The sequence below is a fragment of the Candidatus Amarolinea dominans genome (assembly GCF_016704685.1).
In the GTDB taxonomy this organism is placed as follows: Bacteria; Chloroflexota; Anaerolineae; order SSC4; family Amarolineaceae; genus Amarolinea; species Amarolinea dominans.
Map to the genome: position 1 here is coordinate 191374 of NZ_JADIZS010000005.1, position 26362 is coordinate 217735.

Consider the following 26362-nt stretch of genomic DNA (forward strand, 5'->3'; position numbering starts at 1 on the left):
GAAGAGCGAAAACCGAAAATTTACGTACGCGCCTGGGTTGGCAGGGTGAGCGCCTCGTTGAGGAGGTCGTCCCGTTTGACCAGGTAGCTGACGATGCCGCTGGCCATGAGTTCGGACACGACGGTGCTGCTGGGCAGGCTGGGGCCGAAGCTGGCGGCGTCAATCACCACTGCCACGCTGTAAACGCCGCGGCGCTGCAGGTCACGCAGCGCGGCCACCCAGGTTGGGTCGGGCGAGGCGGTGATGACGATCAAGGTGGTGTGGCGCGACAACGATTGGCCTTCGCCGGTCAACACCTGGCTGAAGGGGATGTTGCCCAGCGTCTCGATCACCGCCAGCGTCTCCAGAATTTTGGTCAACTGCCGCTCACCGCGATCGGCCTGCAGCACCTCACGATGACGGCTATGCGCCACCAGTCCCACGGAGCGATTGCGCATGATGAAATGGCGGGCCAGGGAGGCGGCCACCGACACCGCGTACTCCTCAGTGCTCGGCGCCAGGGTGATGTCACGCGGGCTGTCCTTCCATAAAATGGCCGGGCCTTCGTCGTGCTCCACCGGCTGCCAGGGCGCGGCCACCTGCACACTGCGATCCATGTCCACAATCAACCACAGATCGGCCGTGGGGTCCAGCTCGAACTCCTTGACCACCAGGCGTCCGGTGCGGGCCACCGACCGCCAGTGGATGCGGTTGTAGCTGTCACCCGGTTCATAGTCGCGCACACCGGAGACGTTGGTGGTGACATAATGCGTGCGCCGGCGCATGGCATCGCCGCCGGTCAGGATGCCAATGGGCGGGCTGAAGGCCGGAATGTCCACCGTGATCGGATAGACCACGATGGGCGAAGTGGCGGGCAGCGTGCGGCTGAAGCGGAACAGGCCCAGCGGGTCGCCGCTGCTCAGGGTCAGCGGGCCGAGCATGAAACGCCCGCGCTGCTGACACACCGTGCGCACCATCCAGCGTTGGCGGCGCTGTCCGCCCAGGGAACTGACCACATGGCTGGCATGATGGCCGGGAAGGGTCGAGAAATCGCGCACCTCCAGCCATAGCTTAGGCAGCCGGCTCAGATTGCGCACCTCGAACTGTTCCTCGGCCAGTTTACCCACCTGGGCGCGGCGGGCACGCGTAAAACGCCCCACGCGTACCCAGTTGACGTTGGTATAGGCCCACAGCGCGCTCAACAGGATGGTCGCAGTGATCAAATAGAAGATATTCCAGGCGAGATCCCGCCCGGTGTTTAGCGCAAAGGCCAGGCTCAACAGCCAGCCGATGAGAATTCCCCAGAGACGACGCATCATGAATCAAGTGTCCAAAGTCGAGACGATGACCCTCAGCGGGTCTTGACACGCGTGCCCGGCACCGGCACCGAATCGAGCACCTCGCTCACGATCGCGCGCGCATCCACATTCTTGATACGCGCCGACGGGCTGATGATGAGGCGATGGGACAAGGTGGCATCGGCTAGGGCCTTGATGTCATCGGGAATCACGTAGTTGCGACTCTCGATCGCGGCGCGGGCACGAGACGTCTTGTAGAGGGCCAGGCTGCCGCGCGGGCTGGCGCCCAGGTAAACATCAGGATGCTTGCGCGTCGCGCTGGTCAGCAGCACAATGTACTCCTTGATCAGGTCGTCCATGTACACCTCCTTGACCGCTCGCTGGGCCGCCATGAGATCCTCGGCCGAGATCACCTGCTCGATGTCCTCGATGGGATGATGAGTCTGCTGCGAGTTCAGGATGGCAATCTCGTCGGCCTGGGTTGGGTAGCCCAGGCTGATGCGCATCATGAAGCGGTCAACCTGAGCTTCGGGCAGCGGAAACGTGCCTTCGTACTCGATGGGGTTCTGGGTGGCCAGCACCAGGAACGGGCGCTGCAACAGATGCGTGATGCCGTCTACCGTCACCTGGCGCTCTTCCATCGCCTCCAACAGCGCGGCCTGCGTCTTGGGTGTGGCGCGGTTGATCTCGTCCGCCAGCACAATCTGCGCCATGATGGGGCCAGGGCGAAATTCGAACTCACGATCGCGCTGGTTGAAAACCGACACGCCGGTCACGTCACTGGGCAACATGTCTGGAGTGAACTGAATACGCTTGAAACTGCAACCGATGGAACGCGCAATCGAGCGGGCCAGCATCGTCTTGCCGACGCCCGGCACATCTTCAATCAGCAGGTGCCCTTCACACAGCAGGCCAATCAGGGTGCTCTTCACCTCGGCGCGCTTGCCGATGATGACTTTTTCCACATTGGCAACCATGCGCTCGGCCAGGAATTCGACTGGGTTCATACTTCTCCTCTATCTTTTCGTCTTTGTGCGCCATGCCAAGGAGCCGTCATGAAATAATGATCGCAACTCTCACGCTTGCCAAAGGGGCGCAGATACAACACTTGTTTCGTGACGGCTCCTAAGAATCGTGGCATTATACCAGTTGCCCTGGATTTTGCCAGTAGGGGAATACCATTCTTGCGCTTTTAATCATTTCTTCATCTTTTCTTTTGCTATCTTCGTTTTGCCTTGTGCTATAATGCCGTTTGTGCCAACCATGCTTGTTCGCGATCTGCAATTGAACTATCAAGCCGACGGCCACGGGGCCGCGGTGCTCTGTTTGCACGGCTGGGCCAGCTCCTTGCGCATGTGGCAACGCACCGCCCGGCGCCTGGCGCCAGCCTATCACGTCATCAGCCTGGACTTGCCTGGCTTTGGTGATTCCAGCCGGCCCTCCCCTGACTTCGATTTCACGGCGCCAAGCTACGCGGCCGTAGTCAGCGCGTTCCTGGCGCAGATGACGCAAACGCCGGTCGTCATCGTGGGCCATTCGATGGGGGGGCTGATCGCCCTGCAACTGGCGCTGACCTACCCCGACCTGGTCAGCGGCCTGGTGCTCTCCAACCCGGTCATCACCGGAAACGTCGGCCCTGGGCTGGGCGCCTTTCTCCGTTCCCGCCTGGGCCAGCATGTGCTGCACCTCTCGCAGCGTTCGCACCTGCTGGCGCGCATCGGGCAGCAGACCTTCTTCGCCGACGCGCGCTTTTTCCGCGGCGCGGCCTTGCGCCGCAATATCGTTGACCTGGCCCGCGCCGCGCCGGAAGCCGTGGCCGGCAGCCTGCGGGCCATTCTCAGTTCTGACCTGAGCGCCGAGCTGTCGGGCATTCAGGCGCCCACCCTGGTCATCACCGGCGCGCACGACCTGACCGTGCCTGTGGCCGATGCCCGCCTGGCCGCACGGCGCATCCCTGGCGCACACCTGGCCATCGTGCCACGTGCCAGTCATTTACCCATGGATGAACAGCCCGTGCTGTTCGACCGCCTGGTAGAGGGCTATTTCGCCCGCTACGTTCCGTGCCCGGTGTTGGGTGCGGGCGCCTGATTCTGCAAATCCACAATTACCGAGTCAACATGAGCGATCGAATCCTTGTTGTCGAAGATGAACCGAAGATTGCCAACCTGCTGCGCCGTGGCCTGCTCTACGAAGGCTACACGGTAGATGTCGCGGTGGATGGAGAAAACGGCCTGCAAATGGCCCGTGACACCCCGCCCGACCTCGTCATCCTGGACATCATGCTGCCGGGCATTGACGGGCTGGAGGTGTGCCGGCGGTTGCGCGCGGCCAGTGATGTCCCCATCGTCATGCTGACGGCCAAAGATTCCATTCCCGATCGCGTGGCCGGCCTGGACAGCGGCGCCGATGGTTACATTTCCAAGCCGTTCAGCTTCGAAGAGCTGCTGGCGCGCATCCGCGCCCTCCTGCGCCGCGTGCGCGTCAACACGGTCCCACGCGAGGAGGTTCGCTTCGGCGATCTCGTGCTCAACTACGCCACGCGAGGTACTGCGCGGCACGCGTCGCCTGGAGCTGACCGCCAAAGAGTTCGATGTGCTGCAGCTTTTCATGCAACACCCGCGCCAGGTGCTGACGCGCGACATCATCTATGAGCGCATCTGGGACTATGACTTTGGCGGCGAGTCGAATATCATCGAAGTCTACATTCGCTACCTGCGCACCAAGTTGGAAGCCAACGGCGAACCACGCCTGCTGCAAACGGTGCGCGGGGTGGGCTACGTCCTGCGCGAGGAATAGAAGCAGGCATCATGTCTATCCGCTTTCGCCTGACCGTCTGGTACAGCGCACTCCTGGGCGCCATGCTGCTGCTGTTCAGCTTCGGGCTTTATTCGTTTCTGACCAACGCGATCCTGGCCGATGTCAGTAACACCCTGAAAGGCCAGGGTGAACAGGCCGCCGCCGTCATCGAGCTGGAGCTCGACCCGATGGCGGCCGTGCGCCGCGACGACACCTCCCTGCTGCCGCGGGTCGTCTTTGCCACGCAAGTCTATGCCCAGGTTCTAACCCCCGACGGCGTCATCTATCAACGCTCGCCCAACCTGAAGAACATGGATCAAATCCTGCCTATCAGCCAGGAGATGTTGGATCGCAACCTGAAAGGGCAAAGCGGCTACTATACGCTGCGTCAACAGGGCACGCCGATTCATGTCTACTCCATGCCCATCCATCACACCAATGGGGACATCGTGGGCGTACTGCAGATCGGTCAATCGCTGGTTGACATGCAAAACATGCTGGGGCGGGTGCGCACCGCGCTCTACCTGATCAGTGTGCTCGGCATCATTGGCACTGCCCTCGGCGGCGCCCTCCTGGCGCGCTCGGCGCTGCGGCCCATTGACGACATCACCGCCACCGCGCGCCGCATCGGCCGCACCGAGAACCTGGCCGAGCGCATCGCCATCCCTGACTCCGGCGACGAAGTCAGCCGGCTGGCCGAGACCTTCAATGAAATGCTCACGCGCCTCGATCACCTGTTTCAGACACAGCAGCGCCTGGTGGGCGATGTGTCGCACGAACTGCGCACGCCGCTCACCACCATCCAGGGCAACCTTGACCTGCTCAAGCGGGGCGCCATCGAGGACGCAGAGCTGCGCCAGGAGGCCCTGGCCGAAATCGAAACCGAAGCCAGGCGCATGACCCGCATGGTGGGCGATCTCTTGCTGTTGGCCCAAGCCGACGCCGGCCATGTCCTGAACCGGGCGCCGGTCGAACTCGACACCCTGCTCCTGGATGTTTTCCGCCAGGGCGTGATGATGGCCCAGGGTCAGGTGGAACTGCGCCTGGGGCACGAAGATCAGGCGCAGATCATGGGCGACGTGGACCGCCTGCGCCAACTGCTGCTCAACCTGATTGACAATGCCATCAAATACACGCCTGCGGGCGGCATGATCACCCTGGCGCTGTACCGTGAATCGGCGCAGGTGCGCATCGAAGTGACCGACACCGGCATCGGCATCGCCGAAAATGACCTGCCGCACATCTTCGAGCGTTTCTTCCGGGCCGATCGCGCCCGTTCCCGCCGCCTGGGGGGCACCGGCCTGGGTCTCTCCATCGTTCACTGGGTGGCGCAGGCGCATGGCGGCGACATCGAAGTACGCAGCGAGTTGGGCAAAGGCAGCACCTTCACCCTGCGCCTGCCGCTGGCAGACGGGCTTCCGAGGTCTCGGTGACTGCGCAAGCCCTGACCGCCGGCAACTGAGGAGATGATGAACGCAGATACCATCGAAGTGAAGATCGGGGCCTTGTTGACCACGTTGGGGTTGACGGTCGCCCTGGCCGAGTCATGCACCGGCGGTCAAATCGGCGACCGCCTGACCGACATACCCGGCAGCTCCGCCTACTTTCTGGGCAGCGCTGTCACCTATGCCTACTCGGCCAAAGAGCATGTGCTGGGCGTTGAGCACAATACGCTGCTGAGCAAGGGCGCGGTCAGCGCCGAAGTGGCGCGCCAGATGGCCCAGGGCGCGCGACGCGCCTTTGGCGCGGACATCGCCGTCTCGGTCACCGGCATTGCCGGGCCAGGCGGCGGCACGCCGGATAAGCCGGTTGGCCTGGCCCATCTGCATCTCTCCGCGCCCGACGCGGAATGGGCCGAGCGTCATGTCTGGCACGCGGACCGCGTCGGCAACAAGCGCCTGTCGGCTGATGCAGCCCTGGCCATGATTTTGCGCTACCTGGAACAGCAGCGGCCGCAACGAGCCGCGGACCCTGGGATGCCGACCGAGCCGCTGGACGCCGCCGCGGCCAGTGCCCGTCAGACGGCTGCACACAGCGGCGACCTGCGCCCCCCCGCGGCCGGCGCCTGGACACCGGCCGCCGTGGACGCCTGGCGCTCGCCGGACGCGCAGGTCCATCCACGCGCGTTTAGCTGGCGCGGCGAGATGCACGTGGTGACGGCTACCGGCCGCCGCTGGGTCGAGCGCGCGGACGATGGCATCTGGCATTGTGTCCTGGTGCAGACGGCCCTGGGCGACACCTTCGAGCTGCGCTATCAGCCCGATAGCAATCGCTGGGTCGTCTCTGGCGCCTGGCTGTGCCCGCGCCTGGCCTGAACAAGGTCAACTCCAAATCTTTTCAATTAGATTGTCCTATGGTATAATCGCGACAATTGTCACAAGGCTTACAGGTTGCTGCGCGACTACGTGGTCGCCGTGACTTGCTTGTGCAACCCACTCCGTTACACTGGTGAGGACGCCTATGAATTTAGAAACCTATGCGTTTGTCGGAATCCTCTCAGCCGTCGGTATTGGCTTCCCCATTGTTGGTTTACTCGTCGCGTGGCTCTTACGCCCCAAGAGACCCAACCCAATCAAGCTATCCACCTATGAGTGCGGTGTCGAGACGATGGGCGATACCTGGGTGCAATTCAAGGCCCAGTACTACCTCTTTGCTCTGATCTTCGTCATCTTCGACATCGAAGCCGTCTTCCTGTTCCCGTGGGCGGTGGCCTATGGCCGGCTCGATCTGTGGGCACTCATGGAGGCGGCAATCTTCATTCTGATCTTGGTTGGCGGGCTGGCTTATGCCTGGCGCAAGAACGCGTTGGAGTGGCAATAATGGACATCATCCTGGATCCCTCTCGTATCGGCGCATGGCTGGAAGGAGTCCTGGTGGGATGGGGGCTGGCGCCAGGGCTGGCGGTTTTCATCAACCTGACTATCAGAGCCACCGTCATCCTGATCTTCGCCCTGATCCTGGTGCTCGGGCTGATCTGGCTGGAGCGCAAGGTGGCCGGCCGTATCCAGGACCGCCTCGGCCCTAATCGCGCTGGCCCCTATGGCCTGCTGCAAACTGTGGCCGACGCCATGAAGCTGCTGACCAAAGAGGATATCACGCCGACTGCGGCCGACAAGGTGACGTTCAACGCCGCTCCCGTCCTGGCCGTCTTCGCGGTGCTCATGCTCTTCGGCGCCATTCCGCTGGCGCCGCACTTCGTCGGCGCAGACATGGGCATCGGCGCGCTCTACATCGTGGCTCTCGGCTCCATCGCCATCATGTCGGTGCTGATGGCCGGCTGGGGTTCCAACAACAAGTATGCCTTGCTCGGCGGGTTCCGCGTGGTGGCGCAGCTCTTGAGCTACGAAGTTCCCATGATCCTCGCCATCCTGAGCGTGGTCATCGTGGCCAGCACCATGTCCATGAACGGCATCGCCCAGGCGCAGGGCGGGCTGGCCGGCTTCGGCTGGAATGCCTTCATCATGCCGCTGTCGTTCGTGCTCTACTTTGTCTCCGCCCTGGCCGAAGGCGAGCGCACCCCGTTCGACTTGCTGGAGGCCGAATCGGAAATCGTCTCCGGCTACAACGTTGAGTACAGCGGCATGAAGTTCGCCTGGTTCTACCTGGCGTTTTTCTTGAACACCTTCATCCTGAGCGCCATCGCCACCACGCTCTTCCTGGGCGGCTGGCAAGGTCCCTTTGTCGAGCAGGTGCCGCTCCTGGGAATCTTCTACTTTGGCATCAAGGTCATCTTTGTGATGTACCTCAACATGTGGGTCCGCGCCACCTTCCCGCGCCTGCGCATTGACCAGATGATGAACCTGGCCTGGAAGGTGATGGTGCCCCTGGGCCTGGTCGCTGTCTTCACCGTCGCCCTGGCTGTCAAGTTGCCGGGTGGCCCCATTGTGCAGACCGTTGCCCTCTTCGTCCTGCAACTCGGCGGCCTGGTCTTGGGCCTGGGCGTGGTTGGACGCAGTCTGCGCTTGGCCGCACAGGGTGGTAGCGCCCCCATGCCGGTGTTTTCGGAGAAAATCGGCCCCCCGCCGGTGCGCATTTGACATCACACCGGGACTGCGCCGCTGAAGGTTGCCAGTCCCGGTTTTAGTTTGCGTTCGGAGGAGTCTCTATGCCCACTCTCCCCTTTCCGTTGCCAACGGTTGAGCAAGCCGTATTTCTTGGCATTGCGGCTTTCATCATCGCGTCCGCCTTGCTCACAGTGCTGCTGCGCAACCTGTTTCATGCGTCGCTGTGCCTCACCGCGGCTTTCTTTGGGGTGGCTGGCGTCTACATCCTGCTCGAAGCCGAATTTCTGGCCGTGACACAGGTGCTCGTCTACATCGGCGCCATTGCTACCCTCATCGTCTTCGCTATCATGCTGAGCCGCGGCATCACCAGCCAGGCCGGGCGCCTCAATGCGCAGGGGGCAGCCGTCGCCATCGGCGCCGTCTTCCTCTTCGTTTTTATGAACACCATTCTGCGCGGCGTTGCCTGGCCCGTCACTGTTCAGGCCGTGCCCACCGATGCCATTGCCCGCCTGGGCATTGACTTCGTCGGCAGCTACTTGGTGCCCTTCGAGGTGGTCTCTGTCCTGCTGCTGATTGCACTGATCGGCTCGATCATGATCGCCCGCGAACGGGCATAGGCGAGAAAGCGAGAGATTCTCATGATTCCACTCTCCTGGTATCTCACTCTGGCGGCCGCACTGTTTGCCATCGGCCTCTTTGGCGCACTGGCCCGCCGTAACGCCGTTGGCGTGCTGATGGGTGTCGAGCTGATCCTCAATGCGGTCAACATCAACCTGGTCGCCTTCTGGCGTTTCGGCAATCCGATGGAGTTGACCGGCCAGCTCTTTGCAATTTTTGTCATCGCTGTGGCCGCGGCCGAAGCCGCCGTCGGCCTGGCCCTGATCATTGCGATCTATCGCATCCGGGGAACCGTCAACCTGGACGAACTCGACACGCTCAGGGGATAAAGGGCAGCCGGCCCGCTACGGACTTGCAGGGAACCACCATGGCGCGCACACAAGATAACCGTCAGAACCAACCCATCACCGAGGCCGACCTGGAACGCGTCTATCAGCGCGCGGTGGAATACCTGAACAAGGGCGGCTATGGCTACGCTGGCAAGCTGTTTCGCCAGATCGAAGCGGTGCAGCCCGGTTACATGGACGCCGCCGCCCTGATCCGCATCTGCGATGAAGGCAAGCGCGCACAGACCTTCGTGCAGTGGAGCGCCGCCTCCTTCACCCTGATCGTGTTCATCATCCTGTGGATCGTCTGGCGGCAGACCGATTTCTGGACCCTGGTCATCTGCGGCATCGCCCTGGTGGTCGGCATTGGCCTTGCGCAACAGATTTACGCCCGCTTCCTGGCGCCCCGACCAGGGCAGAATCAATGACGAGACGTGTATTTATGCCAAGTATTGTCGGATGGATTCGTTTGGACTCATTCATCACAGCCCCCGCCCCGCCTAACAAAAATCGAGGTTGCTCATGCTCAATCTCTCGTGGCTGATTCCCGTCTTTCCGCTGCTGGCATTTGCCATCATTGTCCTGGTCACCAACCGGGATGAGACGCGGGCGACCGCCGGCCTGAAGAAGGCCAGTTCGACTATCGCCATTGGCGCTATGGCCGTCAGTTGGCTCTTCGCGCTGATCGTCGTCGTCATTCCCACGCTGGCCAACTATCTGGAATTCTCGGAGACGCCGGGCCAATTTCCGTTGCTGGAAATTCCAACCGGTCAGGCCAGCCTTAGCTACTTCGGCGTCGCCGTGGACCCGCTGACCGCCGCCATGCTCTTCATGGTGCCGTTCGTCTGCCTGATGATCTTCATCTATGCGCGTGGCTACATGACTTGGCCGCATCATCTCGATCCAAACCAGGCCTACACGACCCAAGATGCTTCTTCCAGGGAGCTTGACCCGCGCTACAGCCGCTTCTTCGCCTATATCTCGCTCTTCGCCGCCGGCATGTTGGGCCTCGTCATCGCCAACAACCTCTTCATGCTCTTCGTCTTCTGGGAGTTGATGGGGTTGTGCTCCTACCTGCTGATCTCCTTCTGGTTCGAGAAGAAGTATTGGAACCCCAACCAGATCACGCCCAAGGACGCGGGCCTCAAGGCCTTCCTCACCACGCGCATCGGTGATACCATCATGTTCAGCGGCCTGGCCCTGCTCTACGTCCATGCTGGTACGCTCAACTTCGATGGGATTTTCCGCAATCCCGAAGTCATGCAGCATCTGACGGAAACACTGGTGCCGGGCCTGGGCATCTCCTGGGCCGCGCTGACCGCCTTCCTCATCTTCTGGGGCGCGATGGGCAAAAGTTCGCAGTTCCCGCTGCACGTCTGGCTGCCAGATGCCATGGAAGGCCCCACGCCCGTCAGCGCGCTGATCCATGCGGCCACGATGGTCTCCGCCGGCGTCTATCTCATCATCCGCATGTTCCCCCTCTTCCATGCGGCGGCTGAAGGGGCGCCCTGGGTGCTCAGTTTCGTCGCGGCCATCGGCGCGTTCACAGCCATCTTTGCGGCCACCATCGCCGTGGCCCAGAACGACATCAAGAAAGTGCTGGCCTACTCCACCATCAGCCAGCTCGGCTATATGTTTGCCGCCCTGGGCATCGGCGCATACGTGGCCGCCGCCTTCCACCTGCTGACCCACGCCTTTTTCAAGGCGCTCTTGTTCCTCGGTTCCGGCGCAGTCATTCACGCGGTGGAGCACGGCGAGCAACATGTGCATGAGGCGCACGGCGGGCACGGCGGACACACGCCGACGCACGATGACCACGGTCATGGTCACGACGCGCACGACGACGGCCCGCCCTTCGACCCGCAGGACATGCTCAACATGGGCGGCCTGTGGAAACGCATCCCGCGCGTGGGCTGGACATTCCTCATCGGCGGCCTGGCCCTCAGCGGTTTTCCCCTCATCACCGCTGGCTTCTGGAGCAAGGACGAAATCCTGGCCAACGCCTTCGAGCTCAACTCCCTGGTCTTCTGGACGCTGGCGTTTTCGGCTCTGCTCACCGCCTTCTACACCGGCCGTCAGATCTGCCTGACCTTCTTTGGCCAGCCGCGCAGTGAAGCGGCTGCGCACGCCAGCCTGCCCACCAAGTTGGCCAAGACCGGGCTGCGCATGAACGACCTGATGACCTGGCCGCTGATGCTGCTCGCCGTCTTTGCCATTGTCGGCGGTTGGGTGGGCATCCCGGAGGGGTTCCCCGTGCTGGGTGGCCTGCTCAATAACCCGTTCGAGCATGTCATCGGCAGCCTGGAAGAGGCGCTGACGCACACCATCCACATACCGGAGTTCAACACCTTCCCGCTCATGGTCTCCATCATCGCCGCGCTCGGCGGCCTGACCCTGGCCTGGTTGGTGTATGGCCTGCGACCGCTCAAGGCTGGTGAGGTTGACCCGGTCAAGCGCCTGCGCGGCCCCGTCTGGACCGTGCTCAACCGCAAGTATTACATTGACGAATTGTACCAGGGAACCGTCGTCGCCTTTGCCGTCTGGCTGGGGGAGATGGCCTTCCGCTTCGACAATCGCTGGGTCATTGACCCCATCGTCAATGGCATCGGTCGCCTGGGGCGTCTGCTGTCTGACGGCCTGCGCGCCTTCTTCGACGAACCGATTGTGGATGGCATCGTGAACGGCCTGGGCGCCTTGACCGACGGCCTGGGGGGTCTTGCCCGTAAGCTGCAGACCGGACAAGGCCAAAACTACCTGTTGTTCGCGGTGATGACCATCATGCTGTTACTGGGCTTTTATCTGTACGCCTGAGCGTGCTGAAATTTTTCCCCCCTGAATCGGAGGAAGCTGACATGTCTTTTCCACTTCTGACCATCATCACATTTGCGCCGCTCTTGGGCGCGCTGGTGATCCTGTTCCTGCCCAAGGAGAACGAACGCACAATCAAGAACTGGTCCGTCTTGATTAGCCTCTTACCACTGGCGCTTTCTATCTTTCTCTGGTTTGCTTACAATAAAACCAGCGGCGGCTACCAGTTCCAAGAGGTCTACTCCTGGATTCCGCAGCTCGGCGCAACCTACCACATGGGCGTAGATGGCCTCAGCGTGCCACTGATCTTCCTGACCGCGCTGCTGACCACCCTGGGGCTGTATTATTCCAGCTTCACGATCAAGCGCCGTGCCAAGGAATTCTTCCTGCTCTTCTTGCTGCTGGAAATGGGCATGCTCGGCGTCTTCGTCTCGCTCGACTACGTGCTCTTCTACGTCTTCTGGGAAATTGGTCTGGTGCCGATGTACTTCCTCATCGCCATCTGGGGCCAGGCCAAAGACCGGCCGCAGTACGCCGCGATCAAGTTCTTCATCTTCACCCTGGTCGGTTCCGTCGCCATGCTGCTGGCCATCCTGGGGGTCTACTTCGTCACCGGCACCTTCGACATTGTGGAGGCGGCCAAGGCCAAGCCCTTTGCCAACGACATGTTCCTGGGCAGCCTGGCCTTCTGGGGCTTCTTCCTCGGTTTCGCCATCAAAGTGCCCAGTTTCCCCTTCCACACCTGGTTGCCTGACGCCCACACGGCCGCGCCCACGGCCGGCTCGGTCATCCTGGCTGGCGTCCTGCTGAAGCTCGGCGCTTACGGCTTCCTGCGCATCGTGCTGCCCACGCTGCCCAACGCCTTCAAGGCCTGGTCACTGGTCGTCGTCGCCCTGGGTGTCATCAGCATCATCTACGGCGCCTTCGTCTGCATGGCGCAGTGGGACCTCAAACGCCTGATCGCCTACTCCTCTGTCAGCCACATGGGCTACGTCATGTTGGGCATCGGCGCCGCCGCCTTCGGCGTGGGCGCCACCGAGCAAGCCACCATCAACAGCCAGGCCATGGCCATCAACGGCGCGGCCTTGCAGATGTTCAACCACGGCATCATCACCGGCGGCTTGTTCTTCCTGGTCGGCATCATCTACGAGCGCGCGCACACCCGCGAACTGAAGAAGTTCGGCGGTCTCAGCGCCAAACTGCCCTACTACTACGGCATCATGCTCGTCACCGCCTTCGCCTCCCTCGGCCTGCCCGGCCTGGCCGGTTTCTGGAGCGAATTCCTGGTCTTCCGCGGCGCCTTCGACCTGGTCAAGGTCTACGCCGCTGTCGGCGTCCTCGGCATCGTGATCACCGCCGCCTACATCCTCTGGAAGATCATCCAGTTCATGTTCCTGGGCGATTACGACCCGCACAAGATAGATCACTGGACCAACCTGACCACCGGCCGGGACGAACACGAGCCAAGCGACATGGCGACCTTCGAGAAGGTGACGATGTGGCCGCTGGTAGCGTTCATGGTGCTGTTCGGCATCTTCCCGACGCCGCTGCTCAATTTCTTCAATCTGGCCGCCAATGAACTCTTGCAACGGCTCATGTAGCCGGAAGGAGCGCTGATCGTGAACCCTCTGCTGCTCCTGGCACCCGAATTGATTATTTTCCTGGCCGGGCTGGTCATCTTCCTGCTCGACCTGGTTTATCGCGACGCCGCGCGCACCCATCTCTTCCAGGGGATTGCGCTCGTCGGTCTCGTGCTGGCCCTGGTTGCCAGCCTGGCCCTGCTCGGACAAGACGCCACTGCGCTGACCATGATGACCGTGGACGGTTTCGCCGTCTTCTTCAAGGTGCTCGTCATCATCGTCATGATCCTGGTGGTCACCGCGGCCGGCGATTACATGCAGTCTCGCAGCCGCCATCAGGGCGAGTTCTACACCATGCTTCTGGCCGCCACCCTGGCCATGACCGTTGCCGTCAGCGCCAACAACCTGGTGCTGATCTACCTGGGCATGGAATTCCTCAGCATCACGTCGTATGTGCTGGCCGGTTTCATTCGCGACGACAAGCGCTCGAGCGAAGCCGCCATCAAATACTTCCTCTACGGCGCCGTCGCCTCCGGCGTCATGCTCTATGGCCTGTCGCTGCTCTATGGCGCCACCGGCAGCATCTACCTGACCGAGATTGCCGCCGCTTTCAAGAACACGAAGGGCCTGACAGCCTCCCTGGGCTTACCGGCATCCATTCTGGTCATCACCGGCTTTGGTTTCAAGGCCAGCCTGGCGCCGTTCCATCAGTGGGCGCCCGACACCTACGATGGTGCGCCAACGCCGGTCACGGCTTTCCTCTCCACGGCCTCCAAGGCTACCGGCTTTGCCCTGCTCCTGCGCGTCCTGTTGGTGGCTCTGCCCGCCGTGCAGACGCAGTGGACCGCCATCCTGGCCGGTATCGCCATGGCCACCATGACCCTGGGCAACCTGGCCGCGCTGCGCCAGACCAACGTCAAGCGCCTGCTGGCCTACTCCAGCATTGCGCAGGCCGGCTACATCCTGATCGGTCTCGTCGCCGCCACGTCCGAGCCGGGTAAAGCCTTCAACGGCATCAACGGCGTGCTGATCTATCTGTTCGCCTATCTCTTCACCAACATCGGCGCCTTCATCACCGTGACCGCAGTCGAAGATGCCACCGGCAGCGTCGAACTCAAGGATTGGTCGGGTCTCATCACCCGCCAGCCCTTCCTCGCGATCATGATGCTCATCTTCATGCTTTCACTGGCCGGCATTCCGCCCACCGGTGGCTTCATAGGCAAGTTCTTCGTCTTCGGCGCCGCCATCCAGACCCAAGCGTTCGCCCTGGCGGCTGTGGCGCTGGTCAACGCGGCGATCGCGGCCTTCTACTACTTGAGCGTCGTGCGCTACATGTTCTTCGAGCCGCAGGGCGAGCGAACCCCGTTCAAGATCTCGCGGCCTGTGCAGGCGGTCGTCGCCATCGCCATGATTATGACGCTGGTCATCGGCATCTTCCCCGGCCCTTTTATTACCTGGGCCACCGAAGCCGTGCTGCCCATGCTGGCATCGTTGTAACGTAGCAGCTGAACTTTCAACAAGAAATGGCGAATATGCGACGCATCTGGCGTGAGTATCGTTTTGAAATTATCCTGACCCTGCTGATCCTGCTCGGCTTTTTCCTCCTGGTCGAACGGTTCAACATCCGGCAGAGCCTGTGGCTGTGGCTGAGTGGCGCGGGCAAGGCGCTGGTTGGTGGCATCACCGCGATGATCACAACCACACTCAACTTCCTGAGCAACCGCACAGCCTCTGACCTCACCGGCCTGGTCCTGATCTTGGGAGCAGTGGGTGTGCTGGGCTGGCGCATGCGGCGACGCATCATCCAGGCGCCGTCCCTGTCCGACAAGGCCTGTCCGCGCTGCGGCAAGGAACTGCATCGCGTTCACCGCGCACCCGGTGACCGCCTCATCGGCTTCTTCCTGCCCATGCGGCGTTATCTGTGCAACAACCCCACCTGTGGTTGGACTGGCCTGCGCATCTACACCGCCACGCGGGCGCGCCGCCGCTCGAAGCGCAGCAGCGACGCTGAGGAGACTGTAGGCGCTGAATAGTGCAAAGTGCAAAGCGTTTTCGGAGAAAACGCTTTGCACTTTGTACTTTGCACTTTGACCTAACGAGGCTGCCTTGCGACTCAGTCAGTTGACTTTCTTGCTCACCGACAGCGTCCAGTATGGCCTGGGCGACCCGGACATCACCTCCATCACCGCCGACTCACGCCAGGTGCGCCCCGGCACGCTGTTTGTCGCCATTTTCGGCCTGCGTGTGGACGGTCATGAGTTCATCGGCCAGGCCGCGGCGCAGGGCGCGGCCGCCATCGTGGGCGAGCTTCCGCCGACTGAGAGCGGCGCGCTCAGCGGCGCGGAGATACCGTATCTCCAGGTTGCAAACAGCCGCAGCGCGCTAGCCTGGCTGGCGGCCGCCTGGCATGATTTTCCCGCGCGCAAACTCACCGTCATTGGCGTCACCGGCACCGACGGCAAAACCACCACCGGCACCCTCATCGCACACATCTTGCGCGGCGCCGGCCGCAAGGTGGGCCTTGTCACCACGGTGCAAGCCGACATCGGCGGTCACACCCTCGATACCGGCCTGCATGTCACCACACCGGATGCACTGGACACCCAACACTACCTGGCCGAGATGGTCAAGGCCGGCTGTGAGGTCGCGGTGCTCGAAAGCACGTCACATGGGCTGCATCAGCGCCGGGTGGATGCCTGCGAGTTCGATCTGGCCATCGTGACCAACATCACCCACGAGCACCTCGACTATCACGGCACCTGGGACAACTACGCGGCCGCCAAAGGCATTCTCTTCCAGCACTTGAGCGCGGCCGTTGAAAAAATGGGGACAACCAAGACAGCCGTGCTCAACGCCGAAGATGCCAGTTTTCCCCTCCTGGACGCCATCCTGAGCCAGGGACGGTCATCGTTGCGACGCCTGACGTATGGCTTGCAGAACGGCGCCGTGCAAGCAGCCGACATCACCCATGCCCCTGATTGCACCACCTTCACGCTCGACCTGGGGCACAGCATTTACGACCTGGGCCTGGCCGTGGACGGCCTGCAAACGCAGATCACGACGCGCCTGATCGGGGATTTCAACATCTACAACATCCTGGCCGCAGCCTGCTCCACCCTCGCCCTGGGTGTTCCGTTGGACGTGCTGCGCGTCGCCATTGCCAGCTTCGACGGCGTTGTCGGGCGCATGGAACGCCTCGATGAAGGCCAGCCATTCCTGGCCATCGTTGACTTTGCCCATTCTCCTGTGTCATTACAACGGGCGTTGGAGACCGTCCGGCCGCTGGTGGCGCCCGAGGGCCGCTTGATTGCCGTTTTTGGCAGCGCGGGCCAGCGCGACCGGGCCAAACGCTACCTGATGGGCCACATTGGCGGGCGCCTGGCCGATCTCACCGTCATCACCGCGGAGGACCCGCGCACGGAAGCGATTGCGGACATTTCAGCGGAGATTGCATGCGGCTGTCAGGACGCCGGCGGACAGGAGGGTGAAACGTACTGGCGAGTGGATGATCGGGCGGCAGCGCTGGCGTTTGCCTGCCGTTTGGCGCGCACCGGTGATGTGGTCATCGCCTGTGGCAAGGGCCACGAGCGCTCGATGTGTTTTGGCGCCACCGAGACCCCCTGGAACGAACAAGAGGCCATGCGCGCCGCCCTCAGAGCGGCATGGCCCAAGCCTGCAGCGCCATCCGCCGCATAGCCCTTTGTCCACTGCCCATGCTCAGTTGAGCTTGAGATTGGGCAGCACGTCCAGGTCCCAAGCACTGCGCTGACCGGCAGCGTAGCGATAAAAACCGGCGCTGGCGATCATGGCGGCATTGTCGGTGCATAACCAGATGGGCGGGACCGCGTGCGGCGCCGGCAAGCGGGCGGCTAACTGCCGGCGCAGTTCAACATTGGCGGCAACGCCGCCGCAAACGCAGACCTGATTGACCTTGAAATCGTCAACGGCGACCAAAATCCTGGCAACGAGGGCCTCGGCGACGGCCCGCTGAAAACTGGCGGCCAGATCAGCCACCGGTAATGCCGCCCCGTCTGCCTTGAGCGCCTGCGTCAAACGCAGCACGGCCGTCTTGAGACCGCTGAAGCTGAAGTTGTAGCGGTGCTTCGGATCATGGCGCAGCGCCAACGGCAGATCGAAAGCCTGCGCCCGGCCGCCCTCGGCCGCCCTCTGCAGCGCCGGCCCCCCAGGATACCCCAAGCCGAGCAGACGTGCCACTTTGTCGAAAACTTCGCCCGCGGCATCGTCCAACGTCGCGCCCAGGCGCGTGTAACGACCGTGCTCGTGCATCAGGATCAGTTCGGTGTGTCCACCGCTGACGATCAGCACCAACACAGGAGGGACCGGGGGCGCGGTATTGCCGCCGGCCCGCAGCCAGTTGGCATAGATGTGGCCTTCGAGGTGGTTGACGCCGATCAGCGGCAGGGCACGCGCCCAAGCCAGGCCTTTGGCCGCGTTGACGCCGACGAGCAGCGATCCGGCCAGCCCCGGCCCATAGGTCACCGCCACCGCGGCGATGTCTTGCCAGCCGACCTGGGCGGTTGTCAGCGCCTGCTCGATGACCGGTTTGATGGTCAGGATGTGCTGTCTTGACGCCAGTTCTGGAAACACACCCCCGTACTGGCGGTGCAGATCAATTTGTGTCGCCACCACGTTGGACAGAATGTGCTGACCATCCCCCACCACCGCGGCGGCCGTCTCATCACATGAGGTTTCGATACCGAGAATCAGTCTTGTCATAATTCTGAATGCTGAATGCTCAGAGCTGAATGCTCAGAGTTGAATATCCCTACCGGCCCGCATTATAGCCGCTTTTGCCGGTTTTTGCCAGTTGTACTGCAAGCGGGCACGAATTGCGCCTGTTTCCTTAGGCGAAAAAGTGAGGTCTATTCCCACTTGCAGTATAGGATGGCAGTACCACGGATTAACGGGGATGAACACGGAGGACGACACTGAAGACCTTGATTATTGGCGCCGGGGCGATTGGCTGCCTGGTGGGTGGGCGCCTGGCTCTGGCTGGGCAGCAGGTGACGTTGATCGGCCGGCCGCCGGTGGTCGAGGCCATCCAGGCGCACGGGCTGACGCTGAGCAGTGGCGTGCAAACGCACACCGCGGTGACGGTGGAGGCCGTGCCCTCCCTGGCCGCCGCGCTGGCCGGCGGCGCCAGCTTTGATCTCGCGATTCTGACGGTCAAGGCCTATGACACCGCCACCGTGATGGCCGAGCTGGCGCCCTGGCGTCCGCACCTGCCACCGCTCCTGACGCTGCAAAACGGGGTTGGCAATGAGGAGCGCCTGGCGGGCATTCTCGGCGCAGGGCGGGTGATCGCGGGCGCGATCACCACGCCGGTCACGGTGACCGCGCCGGGCGTCATCGAGGTGACGCGGCGCGGACGGATCGCGCTGGCCGCAGTTGACCCGCGGGCCAACGCGTTCCCGCTGCTGTCATTGGCCGCGCTGTTTGCGGCGGCCGGGCTGCCGACCCGTGTCTATGAGGATTTTCGGGCGCTCAAGTGGACCAAGCTGCTGATGAATCAACTGGCCAATGCCACCTGCGCGATCCTGGGGTGGCTGCCAGCGCAGGTCATGGCCGATCCTCGCCTGGCTGACCTGGAGATTGCGGCCTGGCGTGAGACATTGGCCGTCATGGCGACTCAGCGCATCCGCCCCGTCACCCTGGGTGGCTATCCGTTTCCGTGGCTGGCGCCGCTCATACGAACGCTGCCGCCTGCCGTGATTCGCCTTGCCCTGGGACGCCTGGTCGGCGGCGCACGCGGGGGCAAGGCGCCGTCGCTCTATCTGGACCTGGCCGCGGGCAAAGGACGCACCGAAGTGGCCTATCTGAACGGAGCGGTGGCAGCAGCCAGCGCGGAGATCGGGACGCCGGTCAACCGGGTGCTGACAGAGACCCTGCAGGCGCTCAGCGCCGGCCAGACGCCGTGGGAGCAATGGCGCGATCAGCCCGCACGGCTGCTGCAGCGGGTGCAGGAGGCGCGGCGGTAGTGGTACTTTCACTTGGACATGGCCGGCGCGGCCGCATCAGCGCGGGGCGAACTGCCAGAGCAGCAGCACACCGACCGCGCCGATCGCCAGGAATTCAAACACGATCATGCGGCGCCAGGTCCCGGCAACGCCCTGCTGGGCCAGTCCCACCAGCAGGTAAAAAACCAACAGGACGACAAAGCCGCCGGTTAGGCCGGGCAATTGCCAATAGTTCAGAACCCACATCGCTTCGCCCAGCACCAGGCCGCAGAGCAAACCGTAGGTCAATACCGGGCGTTGGGCGATGGTTGCGCCGGCGCCGCGCAGCAGTTCCAGGGTCAGCAGCGTGCCGATGACCGTCGTCAGGGTGCCGGAAAGCACGCTGCGCGCACGTGATTGATAGACGATGAGGAACAGCAGCAGCGCAATGGCGTAGGTGATGAAATTGAGCGCGACACGCGCCAGGTGATAGACACGATCGTTCTCGTCAATGGTGTGGTAGATCATGATGCTGATGGCGGCCAGGAGGAAGCCGGTCAGGGCCAGCACGATGAGCCAGGTCACACGCGCCTGAATCAGGGGGAGGAACTGCGCGGCCGTCAGCACAAAAGCGCACGGCAGCGCCGCCATGATCCAGGCGTTGGGCAACTCGCCGGCCGCGGCACGCGGATGCGCCCGCACAACGGCCCGCACGCCGCTCGCTGCCAGCACCAGCAGCGGGATGGCCAGCAAGGTCGAGGTGTTGACATCAATACTGAGGGGAGTGCCAAAAATGATCCAGGTCATGGTGCGGGCCGGCAGTTGCACAAAGAGTCCGGTCGCCAGCATGGCCAGGATCCCAGAGAAAAATACTGATACGATCACGATAATCCGGTGCTTGCAAAAGAATGGTCCATGGTTGAAGTTTGGCGCCGGTCACGCCCACGCCGACCAGCCGCCCTCGGTGCTTCATTCTAATGTGGTCAGCGTCCCGTGTCAAACGACGCGTTGGATCATGCGAGAAATGATTGGTTGATACCTATGCTCGATCTCATACTCTTGTTTGTGATGGGCCTGCTGTTGGCACTTGCCATCAACGGGCTGGCCGATGGCTGGCCTCGCTTTCTGCGACCAGACCAGGCACGCCCCTGCCCGCACTGCGCCCAGCCTGTGGCCGCCCCTCCGTTGGCAGCGCTGCATTGGCTGCGCCAACGCGGACGCTGTCCCGCGTGCGCAGGGCGCCTGGCGCTGCGACCGCCGCTGGTCGAGCTGGTCATGGCGATTGGGCTGCCGCTCCTGTGGCTGGCCGAAGGCTGGACGCCGCGCCTCGGCCTGGACAGCCTTTACCTGGCGGTCGGCAGTCTGATCGTGGCCATTGATGTGGAACACCTGCGCATTCCCAACGCCATCGTCTATCCGATGATCCTGGTGGCGACCGCGGCGAGCGCGCTGGGTCTCGGCCCGCGTGGCGCCACCGGCCAGGTCGGCGGCCTACCCAACGCCCTGGTGGGAGGTGGCGTCGCCCTGGCGGCCTTCGCGGTGTTCTTCATCGCCGGCGCCCTCTTTGCGGCCCTGCTCAAGGCGGGCACCGGGCCAGGACTGGGCATGGGTGATGTCAAGCTGGCGACGCTGGTGGGTTTGGTCACGGGTTACCCCGGTGTCGTGCAGGCCCTGTTTGTCACCTTGATCGCTGGCGCCCTGGCAGCCCTGGTTGTCATCGGTTGGCAGATCATCCAACACCGCTATAAGCCGGGGCGCGCCTTGCCCTATGGCCCCTTCCTGGTCCTCGGCGCCCTCTGGGCGCTGCTGCTGGGCTAAGAGGAGAACGACTTATGAATTTCAACGACTATCAGCGGGCGGCTTTACGCACCGCCAACATCGGCCCGGAGCGCGCCCGTCGCGACCGCCTGGCGAACTGGGCCTTGGGCCTGATCGGCGAAGCCGGCGAAATCGCCGAAGACATGAAGAAGCACTTGTACCATGAGCATGAACTTGACCATGCCGCACTGGTGAAGGAACTGGGCGACGTGCTATGGTACCTGGCGGTGTTGGCCCAGGAGGTTGGCGTCGAGCTGGAAGAGGTTGCCACCACCAACATCGCCAAACTCCTCCTCCGCTACCCCGACGGCTTCTCCCCTGCGCACAGCATGCGGAGAGTGGACGAGGGAGGGAGGAAGGCTGAATAGTGCAGAGTGCAGAGTGCAAAGTGCAAAGTGCAAAGTGCAGACCGGCCATCGGCCATCGCAAATCGAAAACCGGCAATTTTAGCTCAGGACAAGACGCGCAGCAGGACCGATTCGAGCAATTGCAGGGCAAACAGGACCAGGATGGGCGAGATGTCGAGGCCGCCGAAGGGGGGAATCAGGCGTCGGGCCGGTTCCAGGATCGGATCGGTGACCGAACTGAGCAATTGCACCAGTGGGTTCGACCGATCCAGGTTGGGGAACCAGGTCAGCAGAACCCGGATCAGGATGGCAAACTGCAACGCGCCGAACAGCAGAACGATGAACTGACGCAGGAAAATCATTTCTCACTCAACTCCCCGAGTAACTTCGATTTTTGATAGGCGGCATAGACTGCCTTCGAGACGATCGTGCGCAGGCCGCCCTTCTCCAACTGATACAACGCCTCGGCTGTCGTGCCGCCGGGTGAGGTGACCATGTTGCGCAAGGTGGCCGGATGGCGGGCGCTGGTGCGCGCCACCGCCAGCGAACCCTCCATGGTCTGCAGCACCAACTGCTCCGCGACCCGTCGCGAGAAGCCCAGGTGGACCCCGGCGTCAATCAACGCCTCGATGAAGAGAAAGACGTAGGCCGGCCCGGTGCCGCTGAGCGCGGTCGCCATGTCCAGGTAAGCCTCGTCCTCCATCCAGATTGCCTCACCCAGCGCGCCCAGCATCTGATCCGCCTGTTGGCGCTGCACCTCGCTGACCTGCGGCGTGCTGGTCCAGACGGCGATGCCTTTGCCCAGTTGGGCCGGGGTGTTGGGCATCGCGCGCACGATGGCCTGATGCCCGCCCAACCCGCGGCTGATGGCGAGGATGCGCGTCCCCGCGGCGATGGACAAGACGAGAGTCTCCGGTGCGATGTGGCCGTTCAACTCACGCAGCACCTTGGGCAGCACCTGCGGCTTGACGCTGAAGACCACGATCTCGCTGGCGCGGGCGGCTTCCAGGTTACTGGTGGTGCTGTGAATCCCGTAGCGTTCGCTGAGGGCATAGCCACGATCGGCGCGCGGGCCGGCCGCCAGGATGCGATCGCTGCTGGTCAGGCGTTGATCGAGCACCCCTTTGATCATGGCTTCGGCCATCACGCCGGAGCCGATGAAGGAAATCGTTGTTTCGTGTAGCATTTGTCATTCTTTCGTGTTTGCAATCCGGCGGATTGCGTGACAGGGGGTTGTGACGCCTGGCGCTCGCCAGAAGGCAATCCGGCGGATTGCGTTACTCGCGCTCGCCGAAGATCGCGCGGCCAATGCGCACCAGGGTCGCGCCTTCTTCGATGGCGGTCTCGAAGTCATCGGTCATGCCCATCGAGAGCTGACTGCGCTCGAACTGCGGTGCGCGCTGCGCCAGCGCGGTGCGTAAGCTGCGCAGGCGTTGAAAAACCGGCCGCACCTCGTCGGGGTTTGCGGCCAGCGGCGCCATCGTCATCAAGCCGGCGACGTGCAGATGCGGCAGCGCCGCGATTTCTGCCAGCGCCGGGCCAATCTCCTCGATACGGAAGCCGTACTTGCTGGCCTCCCCGGCCACATTGACTTCGAGCAAAATGGCCTGCTCCAGACCACGGGCCTGGCTCTGCTGTGACAGTTTGCGCGCAATTTTCATTCGATCCACCGAGTGGATCAGGTCGAACGGGCCAACGGCCGCCGCCACCTTGCGGCTCTGCAGATGACCGATCAGATGCCAGGTAATCGGCTGCGCGCCGGGCTGCTGCGCCAACCATGCCTGTACGGCCGCCATCTTCGGCAGCGCTTCTTCCACCCGGTTCTCGCCAAAATCACGCACGCCCAGGCTGTAGGCCGCTTGAATGGCCTCCACGGGGTGGGTCTTGCTCACGGCCACCAGCGTGACCGCGGACGGGTCGCGCCCAGCGCGCTGCGCGGCGGCTGCCATGCGTGCCCTGACCCGCGCCAGATTCTCTGCCAATGGTTCCCTGTTCATGATGATCATGCTCCGCTCATCTGGCCGCCAGCATGGCGATGGCGCCGAAGTGGCCGCAACGGCCGGCCGCGGCGCGGTGCGAGAAAAACCAATCGTGGTGGCATGCCGTACACAGCTCGGCGCTTTCGATCTGGCGGACGCCGGCTTCCCGCAACTGCTGCGTATTGGCCGCCCACAGATCGAAGTGGCGCCGGGTGCGCCGGCCAGGCGGCAAGAGCGCGGCGGGGTTGCTGAACGCCTGCTGCACAGCCTCCACCACCTCATCGCCCACCTCGTAACAGCACGGGCCGATGGCCGGGCCAATCCCCGCCAGCAGATCGGCGGGACGGCTGCCGAACGCGGTCTGCATGGCGCGCACCGTCGCCGTGCTGATGCCGGCCACGGTGCCGCGCCAGCCGGCATGGGCCAGGCCGAGCGCATGATGCACCGGGTCGTAGAGCAGGATGGGCGTGCAATCGGCAAAGCGCAGGAGCAGGGGTGTGTCAGGCGTGGCGGTGATGAGGGCGTCGGTGTCCATCTGGCGCTGGCCGCGCTGCGCCGGCCCAATCAACCCCACCTGCGCGCCATGCACCTGGTAGGCGTTGGTCAGCGCGTCGGCCGGTACGTTCAAGGCCGCGCACAAGCGGCGATGATTTTCGTTGACCCGCGCCGTGTCATCGCCGCGGGTGTGACTGAGGTTGAGCGAATCCCAGGGCGCGGGGCTGACGCCGCCGCGGCGCGTGGAAATGGCGTACACCAGGCCCGCGTGACCGGCCAGGCTGGAAAATTGAAACACAGGGATGTCGTGCAGGCTGGTGATCGGCACCGTCGTCGCTCTCTCGCTCATCTGCCGGCTAACCCAGCAGCGCAATGGGGGTCTTCAGCACGCCCGCGGACGTGTGAGTGCCGATCCGCTTCGCCGGCTTGCCGTCGCTAAAGCGAAAGGCCCAGGCCGGATCGCACGCCTGGCAGGTCAAACAGCCGGCCGAATCGGGCGGGCAGTGACTGCCGGTCTCGCCCTTTTGGGTCAGGCGCCATTCGTAATCGAAGAAGTTGTCGCTGACCCCGCTTTCGACGATGCGCCAGGGCAGCGGCCGATCGTGCGCAAACTCGCCGATGAACTGCGATGCGTCCAGCCCGGCGTCTGCCAGCGCGGCGTGAAAGCTGCGAATGGTCAGGTCGCCTTGCGCGGCCAGGGCCAGGAGGACCGGCGCCAGGCGGCGATCCCCGCGGGCCAGGACTGCCTGCACCTGCGCCCACTGTGGACTCTCGGCGCGCACGGCCACTTGATGGGGGCGCAGGCGTTTGTCAATCATGGCCTGGCGCCGCTTGAGGGTGCTCTCGTCGGCCATCGCCATCCATTGGAAGGGGGTGTGCGCCTTGGGTACAAAGGGTGTCGCGTTGATCGCCAGGCGGCGCTTGAAGCGCTTGCGCGCGGCGAGCGTGAATTGCACCAGGGCTTCGATGTCCTCATCGGTCTCGGTGGGGTGCCCGATCATGAAGTAGAGCTTGAGCTGCGGGAACTTGAGCGCCTCCGCCAGTTCTACTGCGGCCATCAGATCATCCACGCCCTGCGTCTTGTTGATGACGTTGCGCAGGCGCTGGCTGCCAGCTTCGGGCGCAATGGTCAGCGTTTGCGTGCCGCTCTCGGCCAGGGCGCGCACCAGCGGGACGCTGATCGGGTCGGTGCGCATCGAAGAGACGGAGATGCGCGCGCCCAGTTGGCGCAACGCCACAGCCATTTCATCAATTTCGGTGTGATCGGACACGGCCGCGCTGACCAGGCCGATGCGGTCGCCATGCTGCAAGCCTTGTTTGGCCCAGTCCAGCAGGCGGGCGAGCGGCTGTTCACGCGCCGGGCGGTAGACATAACCGGCCAGGCAGAAACGACAGCCGCGGCCGCAGCCGCGCGCAATCTCTATCAGATGCAGATTGGCAAATTCGGTGTCAGGCGTGTAGAGCGCAGATGCGGTCCGATACGCTTGCAGGTCGCGCACCCAGAGGCGTTGGATTTTCGGAGGAGGAGATTGGAGATTAGAGATTGGAGATTGGAGATTGTGGGTGGAGGACGCTCTCCGCTCTCCGCTCTCCGGTCTCCGCTCTCCGCTCTCCAGTCTCTGTTCTCCGCTCTCAGCAGCGGGACGTAAACGCCGGGGATCTGGTCCAGGACTGCCAGCAGGTCAAGGCGGTTGTCGTTGATCTGGGCGCGGAAGATTTGCGTGAGTTGAGGGATGACTTCTTCGCCTTCACCGATGACAATAGCGTCGAAGAAGGGCGCCATCGGTTCCGGGTTCATGGTGACCCCCGGGCCGCCGGCGATGAGGAGGGGCCAGGTGGGGCCATCCGGCGTGGCGTCCGCGCTGCGCTCGGCCGCCAGGGGCGGGATGCCTGCCTGCAGGAGCATCTCCACCACGTTGAAATAGTCCATCTCGTAGGAGATGGTGAAGGCCAGCACGTCAAAAGCGTCTATGTCGTGCTGCGATTCCAGGGAGATGAGCGAGCGGCCGGCCTGGCGTCCGTCCTTATCCCAAAAGACCCGTTCACAAACGACATCGGGCAGGGCGTTGAAGGTTTGGTAGATGATTTGCAGCGCCAGGCTGGACATGCCGACGTAGTAGGTGTTGGGAAAGGCCAGCGCGACCCGCAAGCGTCCGCCCCAGTCCTTGAAGACGGCGCCGCTTTCTTTGTCGAGCTGCGCTTTGGCTTGCGCGATCTGATTCCACTTCATATTGCGTGATTTATAGCCATAATCATAAGATTTGTCAGTTTGTTCCGTGACGTGACATTATAGCACGTCCGCTGAGGGGTGCCAACAAAAAGACTTCCGAAGTCTCGCAGACTTCGGAAGTCCGGGC

The 26362-nt window shown here is 63.1% G+C and carries 26 protein-coding genes and 1 pseudogene; 17 read left to right on the plus strand and 10 right to left on the minus strand.

Annotated features, from left to right (window positions below):
* Nucleotides 1-20: 20 nt before the first annotated feature.
* Nucleotides 21-1298: a DUF58 domain-containing protein gene (locus IPF85_RS05055; protein ID WP_343406977.1), complete on the minus strand. Its 1278-nt coding sequence runs from the start codon at nucleotides 1296-1298 to the stop codon at nucleotides 21-23.
* A gap of 32 nt (nucleotides 1299-1330) precedes the next feature.
* Nucleotides 1331-2284, minus strand: a complete 954-nt coding sequence (locus IPF85_RS05060) for a MoxR family ATPase (protein WP_343406978.1) — start codon at nucleotides 2282-2284, stop codon at nucleotides 1331-1333.
* A gap of 256 nt (nucleotides 2285-2540) precedes the next feature.
* Here IPF85_RS05060 and IPF85_RS05065 point away from each other — a divergent pair, with 256 nt between their 5' ends.
* The 14 genes and pseudogenes from IPF85_RS05065 to IPF85_RS05130 all read left to right on the plus strand — a co-directional run bounded on the left by IPF85_RS05065 (nucleotide 2541) and on the right by IPF85_RS05130 (nucleotide 17105).
* Nucleotides 2541-3365 carry an alpha/beta hydrolase gene (locus tag IPF85_RS05065; RefSeq protein WP_343406979.1) on the plus strand — a complete coding sequence of 275 codons (825 nt, stop codon included), beginning with the start codon at nucleotides 2541-2543 and terminating at the stop codon, nucleotides 3363-3365.
* 29 nt (nucleotides 3366-3394) lie between these two features.
* A pseudogene (locus IPF85_RS05070) lies at nucleotides 3395-4073 on the plus strand (response regulator transcription factor).
* Nucleotides 4074-4084: 11 nt separating this feature from the next.
* Entirely contained in the window at nucleotides 4085-5506 is a 1422-nt protein-coding gene (locus tag IPF85_RS05075) for an ATP-binding protein (protein ID WP_343406980.1), read from the plus strand.
* A 33-nt stretch (nucleotides 5507-5539) separates the two neighbouring features.
* Nucleotides 5540-6388 carry a nicotinamide-nucleotide amidohydrolase family protein gene (locus IPF85_RS05080; protein WP_343406981.1) on the plus strand — a complete coding sequence of 283 codons (849 nt, stop codon included), beginning with the start codon at nucleotides 5540-5542 and terminating at the stop codon, nucleotides 6386-6388.
* 145 nt (nucleotides 6389-6533) lie between these two features.
* Entirely contained in the window at nucleotides 6534-6893 is a 360-nt protein-coding gene (locus tag IPF85_RS05085; RefSeq protein WP_343406982.1) for an NADH-quinone oxidoreductase subunit A, read from the plus strand.
* A complete protein-coding gene (nuoH, locus tag IPF85_RS05090) occupies nucleotides 6893-8110 on the plus strand; it encodes an NADH-quinone oxidoreductase subunit NuoH (RefSeq protein ID WP_343406983.1) in 1218 nt (405 codons plus the stop codon). Before IPF85_RS05085 ends, nuoH begins: the two co-directional genes overlap by 1 nt.
* A gap of 68 nt (nucleotides 8111-8178) precedes the next feature.
* Nucleotides 8179-8694: an NADH-quinone oxidoreductase subunit J gene (locus IPF85_RS05095; RefSeq protein WP_343406984.1), complete on the plus strand. Its 516-nt coding sequence runs from the start codon at nucleotides 8179-8181 to the stop codon at nucleotides 8692-8694.
* A gap of 21 nt (nucleotides 8695-8715) precedes the next feature.
* A complete protein-coding gene (nuoK, locus tag IPF85_RS05100; RefSeq protein WP_343406985.1) occupies nucleotides 8716-9024 on the plus strand; it encodes an NADH-quinone oxidoreductase subunit NuoK in 309 nt (102 codons plus the stop codon).
* A 38-nt stretch (nucleotides 9025-9062) separates the two neighbouring features.
* The gene (locus tag IPF85_RS05105; RefSeq protein WP_343406986.1) at nucleotides 9063-9449 is read left to right on the plus strand and encodes a hypothetical protein; all 387 of its coding nucleotides are present in this window, start codon (nucleotides 9063-9065) and stop codon (nucleotides 9447-9449) included.
* 94 nt (nucleotides 9450-9543) lie between these two features.
* On the plus strand, nucleotides 9544-11832 hold the full coding sequence (locus IPF85_RS05110; protein WP_343406987.1) for a proton-conducting transporter membrane subunit: 2289 nt from the start codon (nucleotides 9544-9546) through the stop codon (nucleotides 11830-11832).
* Nucleotides 11833-11873: 41 nt separating this feature from the next.
* Nucleotides 11874-13430 (plus strand): NADH-quinone oxidoreductase subunit M, encoded by a 1557-nt coding sequence (locus tag IPF85_RS05115; protein WP_343406988.1) that lies wholly within the window; start codon nucleotides 11874-11876, stop codon nucleotides 13428-13430.
* A gap of 18 nt (nucleotides 13431-13448) precedes the next feature.
* Complete coding sequence (locus IPF85_RS05120; RefSeq protein WP_343406989.1) at nucleotides 13449-14906, plus strand: NADH-quinone oxidoreductase subunit N; 1458 nt, start codon at nucleotides 13449-13451, stop codon at nucleotides 14904-14906.
* A gap of 35 nt (nucleotides 14907-14941) precedes the next feature.
* Nucleotides 14942-15442, plus strand: a complete 501-nt coding sequence (locus tag IPF85_RS05125; protein ID WP_343406990.1) for a hypothetical protein — start codon at nucleotides 14942-14944, stop codon at nucleotides 15440-15442.
* Nucleotides 15443-15515: 73 nt separating this feature from the next.
* Nucleotides 15516-17105 (plus strand): UDP-N-acetylmuramoyl-L-alanyl-D-glutamate--2,6-diaminopimelate ligase, encoded by a 1590-nt coding sequence (locus tag IPF85_RS05130; RefSeq protein ID WP_343406991.1) that lies wholly within the window; start codon nucleotides 15516-15518, stop codon nucleotides 17103-17105.
* A 21-nt stretch (nucleotides 17106-17126) separates the two neighbouring features.
* Here IPF85_RS05130 and tsaD read toward each other — a convergent pair whose 3' ends face one another.
* Entirely contained in the window at nucleotides 17127-18146 is a 1020-nt protein-coding gene (gene tsaD, locus IPF85_RS05135; protein WP_343406992.1) for a tRNA (adenosine(37)-N6)-threonylcarbamoyltransferase complex transferase subunit TsaD, read from the minus strand.
* A 221-nt stretch (nucleotides 18147-18367) separates the two neighbouring features.
* Here tsaD and IPF85_RS05140 point away from each other — a divergent pair, with 221 nt between their 5' ends.
* A complete protein-coding gene (locus IPF85_RS05140; protein ID WP_343406993.1) occupies nucleotides 18368-19408 on the plus strand; it encodes a 2-dehydropantoate 2-reductase in 1041 nt (346 codons plus the stop codon).
* A gap of 36 nt (nucleotides 19409-19444) precedes the next feature.
* On the opposite strand, the gene IPF85_RS05145 is transcribed toward IPF85_RS05140, so the two are convergent.
* Nucleotides 19445-20215 carry a hypothetical protein gene (locus IPF85_RS05145; protein ID WP_343406994.1) on the minus strand — a complete coding sequence of 257 codons (771 nt, stop codon included), beginning with the start codon at nucleotides 20213-20215 and terminating at the stop codon, nucleotides 19445-19447.
* Nucleotides 20216-20407: 192 nt separating this feature from the next.
* Here IPF85_RS05145 and IPF85_RS05150 point away from each other — a divergent pair, with 192 nt between their 5' ends.
* A complete protein-coding gene (locus tag IPF85_RS05150; protein ID WP_343406995.1) occupies nucleotides 20408-21184 on the plus strand; it encodes an A24 family peptidase in 777 nt (258 codons plus the stop codon).
* A 14-nt stretch (nucleotides 21185-21198) separates the two neighbouring features.
* Nucleotides 21199-21552, plus strand: a complete 354-nt coding sequence (locus tag IPF85_RS05155; RefSeq protein WP_343406996.1) for a nucleoside triphosphate pyrophosphohydrolase family protein — start codon at nucleotides 21199-21201, stop codon at nucleotides 21550-21552.
* A gap of 83 nt (nucleotides 21553-21635) precedes the next feature.
* Here IPF85_RS05155 and IPF85_RS05160 read toward each other — a convergent pair whose 3' ends face one another.
* From IPF85_RS05160 to IPF85_RS05185, 6 genes are all read right to left on the minus strand, one after another.
* Entirely contained in the window at nucleotides 21636-21893 is a 258-nt protein-coding gene (locus IPF85_RS05160) for a YggT family protein (protein WP_343406997.1), read from the minus strand.
* Nucleotides 21890-22717, minus strand: coding sequence for a pyrroline-5-carboxylate reductase (gene proC / locus IPF85_RS05165; RefSeq protein ID WP_343406998.1), 828 nt, complete (start codon nucleotides 22715-22717; stop codon nucleotides 21890-21892). Before proC ends, IPF85_RS05160 begins: the two co-directional genes overlap by 4 nt.
* 91 nt (nucleotides 22718-22808) lie before the next feature.
* On the minus strand, nucleotides 22809-23528 hold the full coding sequence (locus tag IPF85_RS05170) for a YggS family pyridoxal phosphate-dependent enzyme (RefSeq protein ID WP_343406999.1): 720 nt from the start codon (nucleotides 23526-23528) through the stop codon (nucleotides 22809-22811).
* A gap of 16 nt (nucleotides 23529-23544) precedes the next feature.
* Entirely contained in the window at nucleotides 23545-24354 is an 810-nt protein-coding gene (pgeF, locus tag IPF85_RS05175; protein ID WP_343407000.1) for a peptidoglycan editing factor PgeF, read from the minus strand.
* A 7-nt stretch (nucleotides 24355-24361) separates the two neighbouring features.
* Entirely contained in the window at nucleotides 24362-25504 is a 1143-nt protein-coding gene (locus IPF85_RS05180; RefSeq protein ID WP_343407001.1) for a radical SAM protein, read from the minus strand.
* Nucleotides 25429-26235, minus strand: a complete 807-nt coding sequence (locus IPF85_RS05185; protein ID WP_343407002.1) for a hypothetical protein — start codon at nucleotides 26233-26235, stop codon at nucleotides 25429-25431. The genes IPF85_RS05180 and IPF85_RS05185 overlap by 76 nt, the downstream gene beginning before the upstream one ends.
* Nucleotides 26236-26362 lie beyond the last annotated feature (127 nt).

What these genes read in the sequence shown, in the direction of transcription:
- IPF85_RS05145 (WP_343406994.1), bottom strand. Translation starts at nt 20,215, where the DNA reads ATGCTGGCGACCGGACTCTTTGTGCAACTGCCGGCCCGCACCATGACC.
- pgeF (WP_343407000.1), bottom strand. Translation starts at nt 24,354, where the DNA reads ATGAGCGAGAGAGCGACGACGGTGCCGATCACCAGCCTGCACGACATC.
- nuoH (WP_343406983.1), top strand. Translation starts at nt 6,893, where the DNA reads ATGGACATCATCCTGGATCCCTCTCGTATCGGCGCATGGCTGGAAGGA.
- IPF85_RS05080 (WP_343406981.1), top strand. Translation starts at nt 5,540, where the DNA reads ATGATGAACGCAGATACCATCGAAGTGAAGATCGGGGCCTTGTTGACC.
- proC (WP_343406998.1), bottom strand. Translation starts at nt 22,717, where the DNA reads ATGCTACACGAAACAACGATTTCCTTCATCGGCTCCGGCGTGATGGCC.
- IPF85_RS05170 (WP_343406999.1), bottom strand. Translation starts at nt 23,528, where the DNA reads ATGAACAGGGAACCATTGGCAGAGAATCTGGCGCGGGTCAGGGCACGC.
- tsaD (WP_343406992.1), bottom strand. Translation starts at nt 18,146, where the DNA reads ATGACAAGACTGATTCTCGGTATCGAAACCTCATGTGATGAGACGGCC.
- IPF85_RS05115 (WP_343406988.1), top strand. Translation starts at nt 11,874, where the DNA reads ATGTCTTTTCCACTTCTGACCATCATCACATTTGCGCCGCTCTTGGGC.
- IPF85_RS05125 (WP_343406990.1), top strand. Translation starts at nt 14,942, where the DNA reads ATGCGACGCATCTGGCGTGAGTATCGTTTTGAAATTATCCTGACCCTG.
- nuoK (WP_343406985.1), top strand. Translation starts at nt 8,716, where the DNA reads ATGATTCCACTCTCCTGGTATCTCACTCTGGCGGCCGCACTGTTTGCC.
- IPF85_RS05065 (WP_343406979.1), top strand. Translation starts at nt 2,541, where the DNA reads ATGCTTGTTCGCGATCTGCAATTGAACTATCAAGCCGACGGCCACGGG.
- IPF85_RS05060 (WP_343406978.1), bottom strand. Translation starts at nt 2,284, where the DNA reads ATGAACCCAGTCGAATTCCTGGCCGAGCGCATGGTTGCCAATGTGGAA.
- IPF85_RS05185 (WP_343407002.1), bottom strand. Translation starts at nt 26,235, where the DNA reads ATGAAGTGGAATCAGATCGCGCAAGCCAAAGCGCAGCTCGACAAAGAA.
- IPF85_RS05105 (WP_343406986.1), top strand. Translation starts at nt 9,063, where the DNA reads ATGGCGCGCACACAAGATAACCGTCAGAACCAACCCATCACCGAGGCC.
- IPF85_RS05110 (WP_343406987.1), top strand. Translation starts at nt 9,544, where the DNA reads ATGCTCAATCTCTCGTGGCTGATTCCCGTCTTTCCGCTGCTGGCATTT.
- IPF85_RS05160 (WP_343406997.1), bottom strand. Translation starts at nt 21,893, where the DNA reads ATGATTTTCCTGCGTCAGTTCATCGTTCTGCTGTTCGGCGCGTTGCAG.
- IPF85_RS05155 (WP_343406996.1), top strand. Translation starts at nt 21,199, where the DNA reads ATGAATTTCAACGACTATCAGCGGGCGGCTTTACGCACCGCCAACATC.
- IPF85_RS05075 (WP_343406980.1), top strand. Translation starts at nt 4,085, where the DNA reads ATGTCTATCCGCTTTCGCCTGACCGTCTGGTACAGCGCACTCCTGGGC.
- IPF85_RS05095 (WP_343406984.1), top strand. Translation starts at nt 8,179, where the DNA reads ATGCCCACTCTCCCCTTTCCGTTGCCAACGGTTGAGCAAGCCGTATTT.
- IPF85_RS05150 (WP_343406995.1), top strand. Translation starts at nt 20,408, where the DNA reads ATGCTCGATCTCATACTCTTGTTTGTGATGGGCCTGCTGTTGGCACTT.
- IPF85_RS05055 (WP_343406977.1), bottom strand. Translation starts at nt 1,298, where the DNA reads ATGATGCGTCGTCTCTGGGGAATTCTCATCGGCTGGCTGTTGAGCCTG.
- IPF85_RS05085 (WP_343406982.1), top strand. Translation starts at nt 6,534, where the DNA reads ATGAATTTAGAAACCTATGCGTTTGTCGGAATCCTCTCAGCCGTCGGT.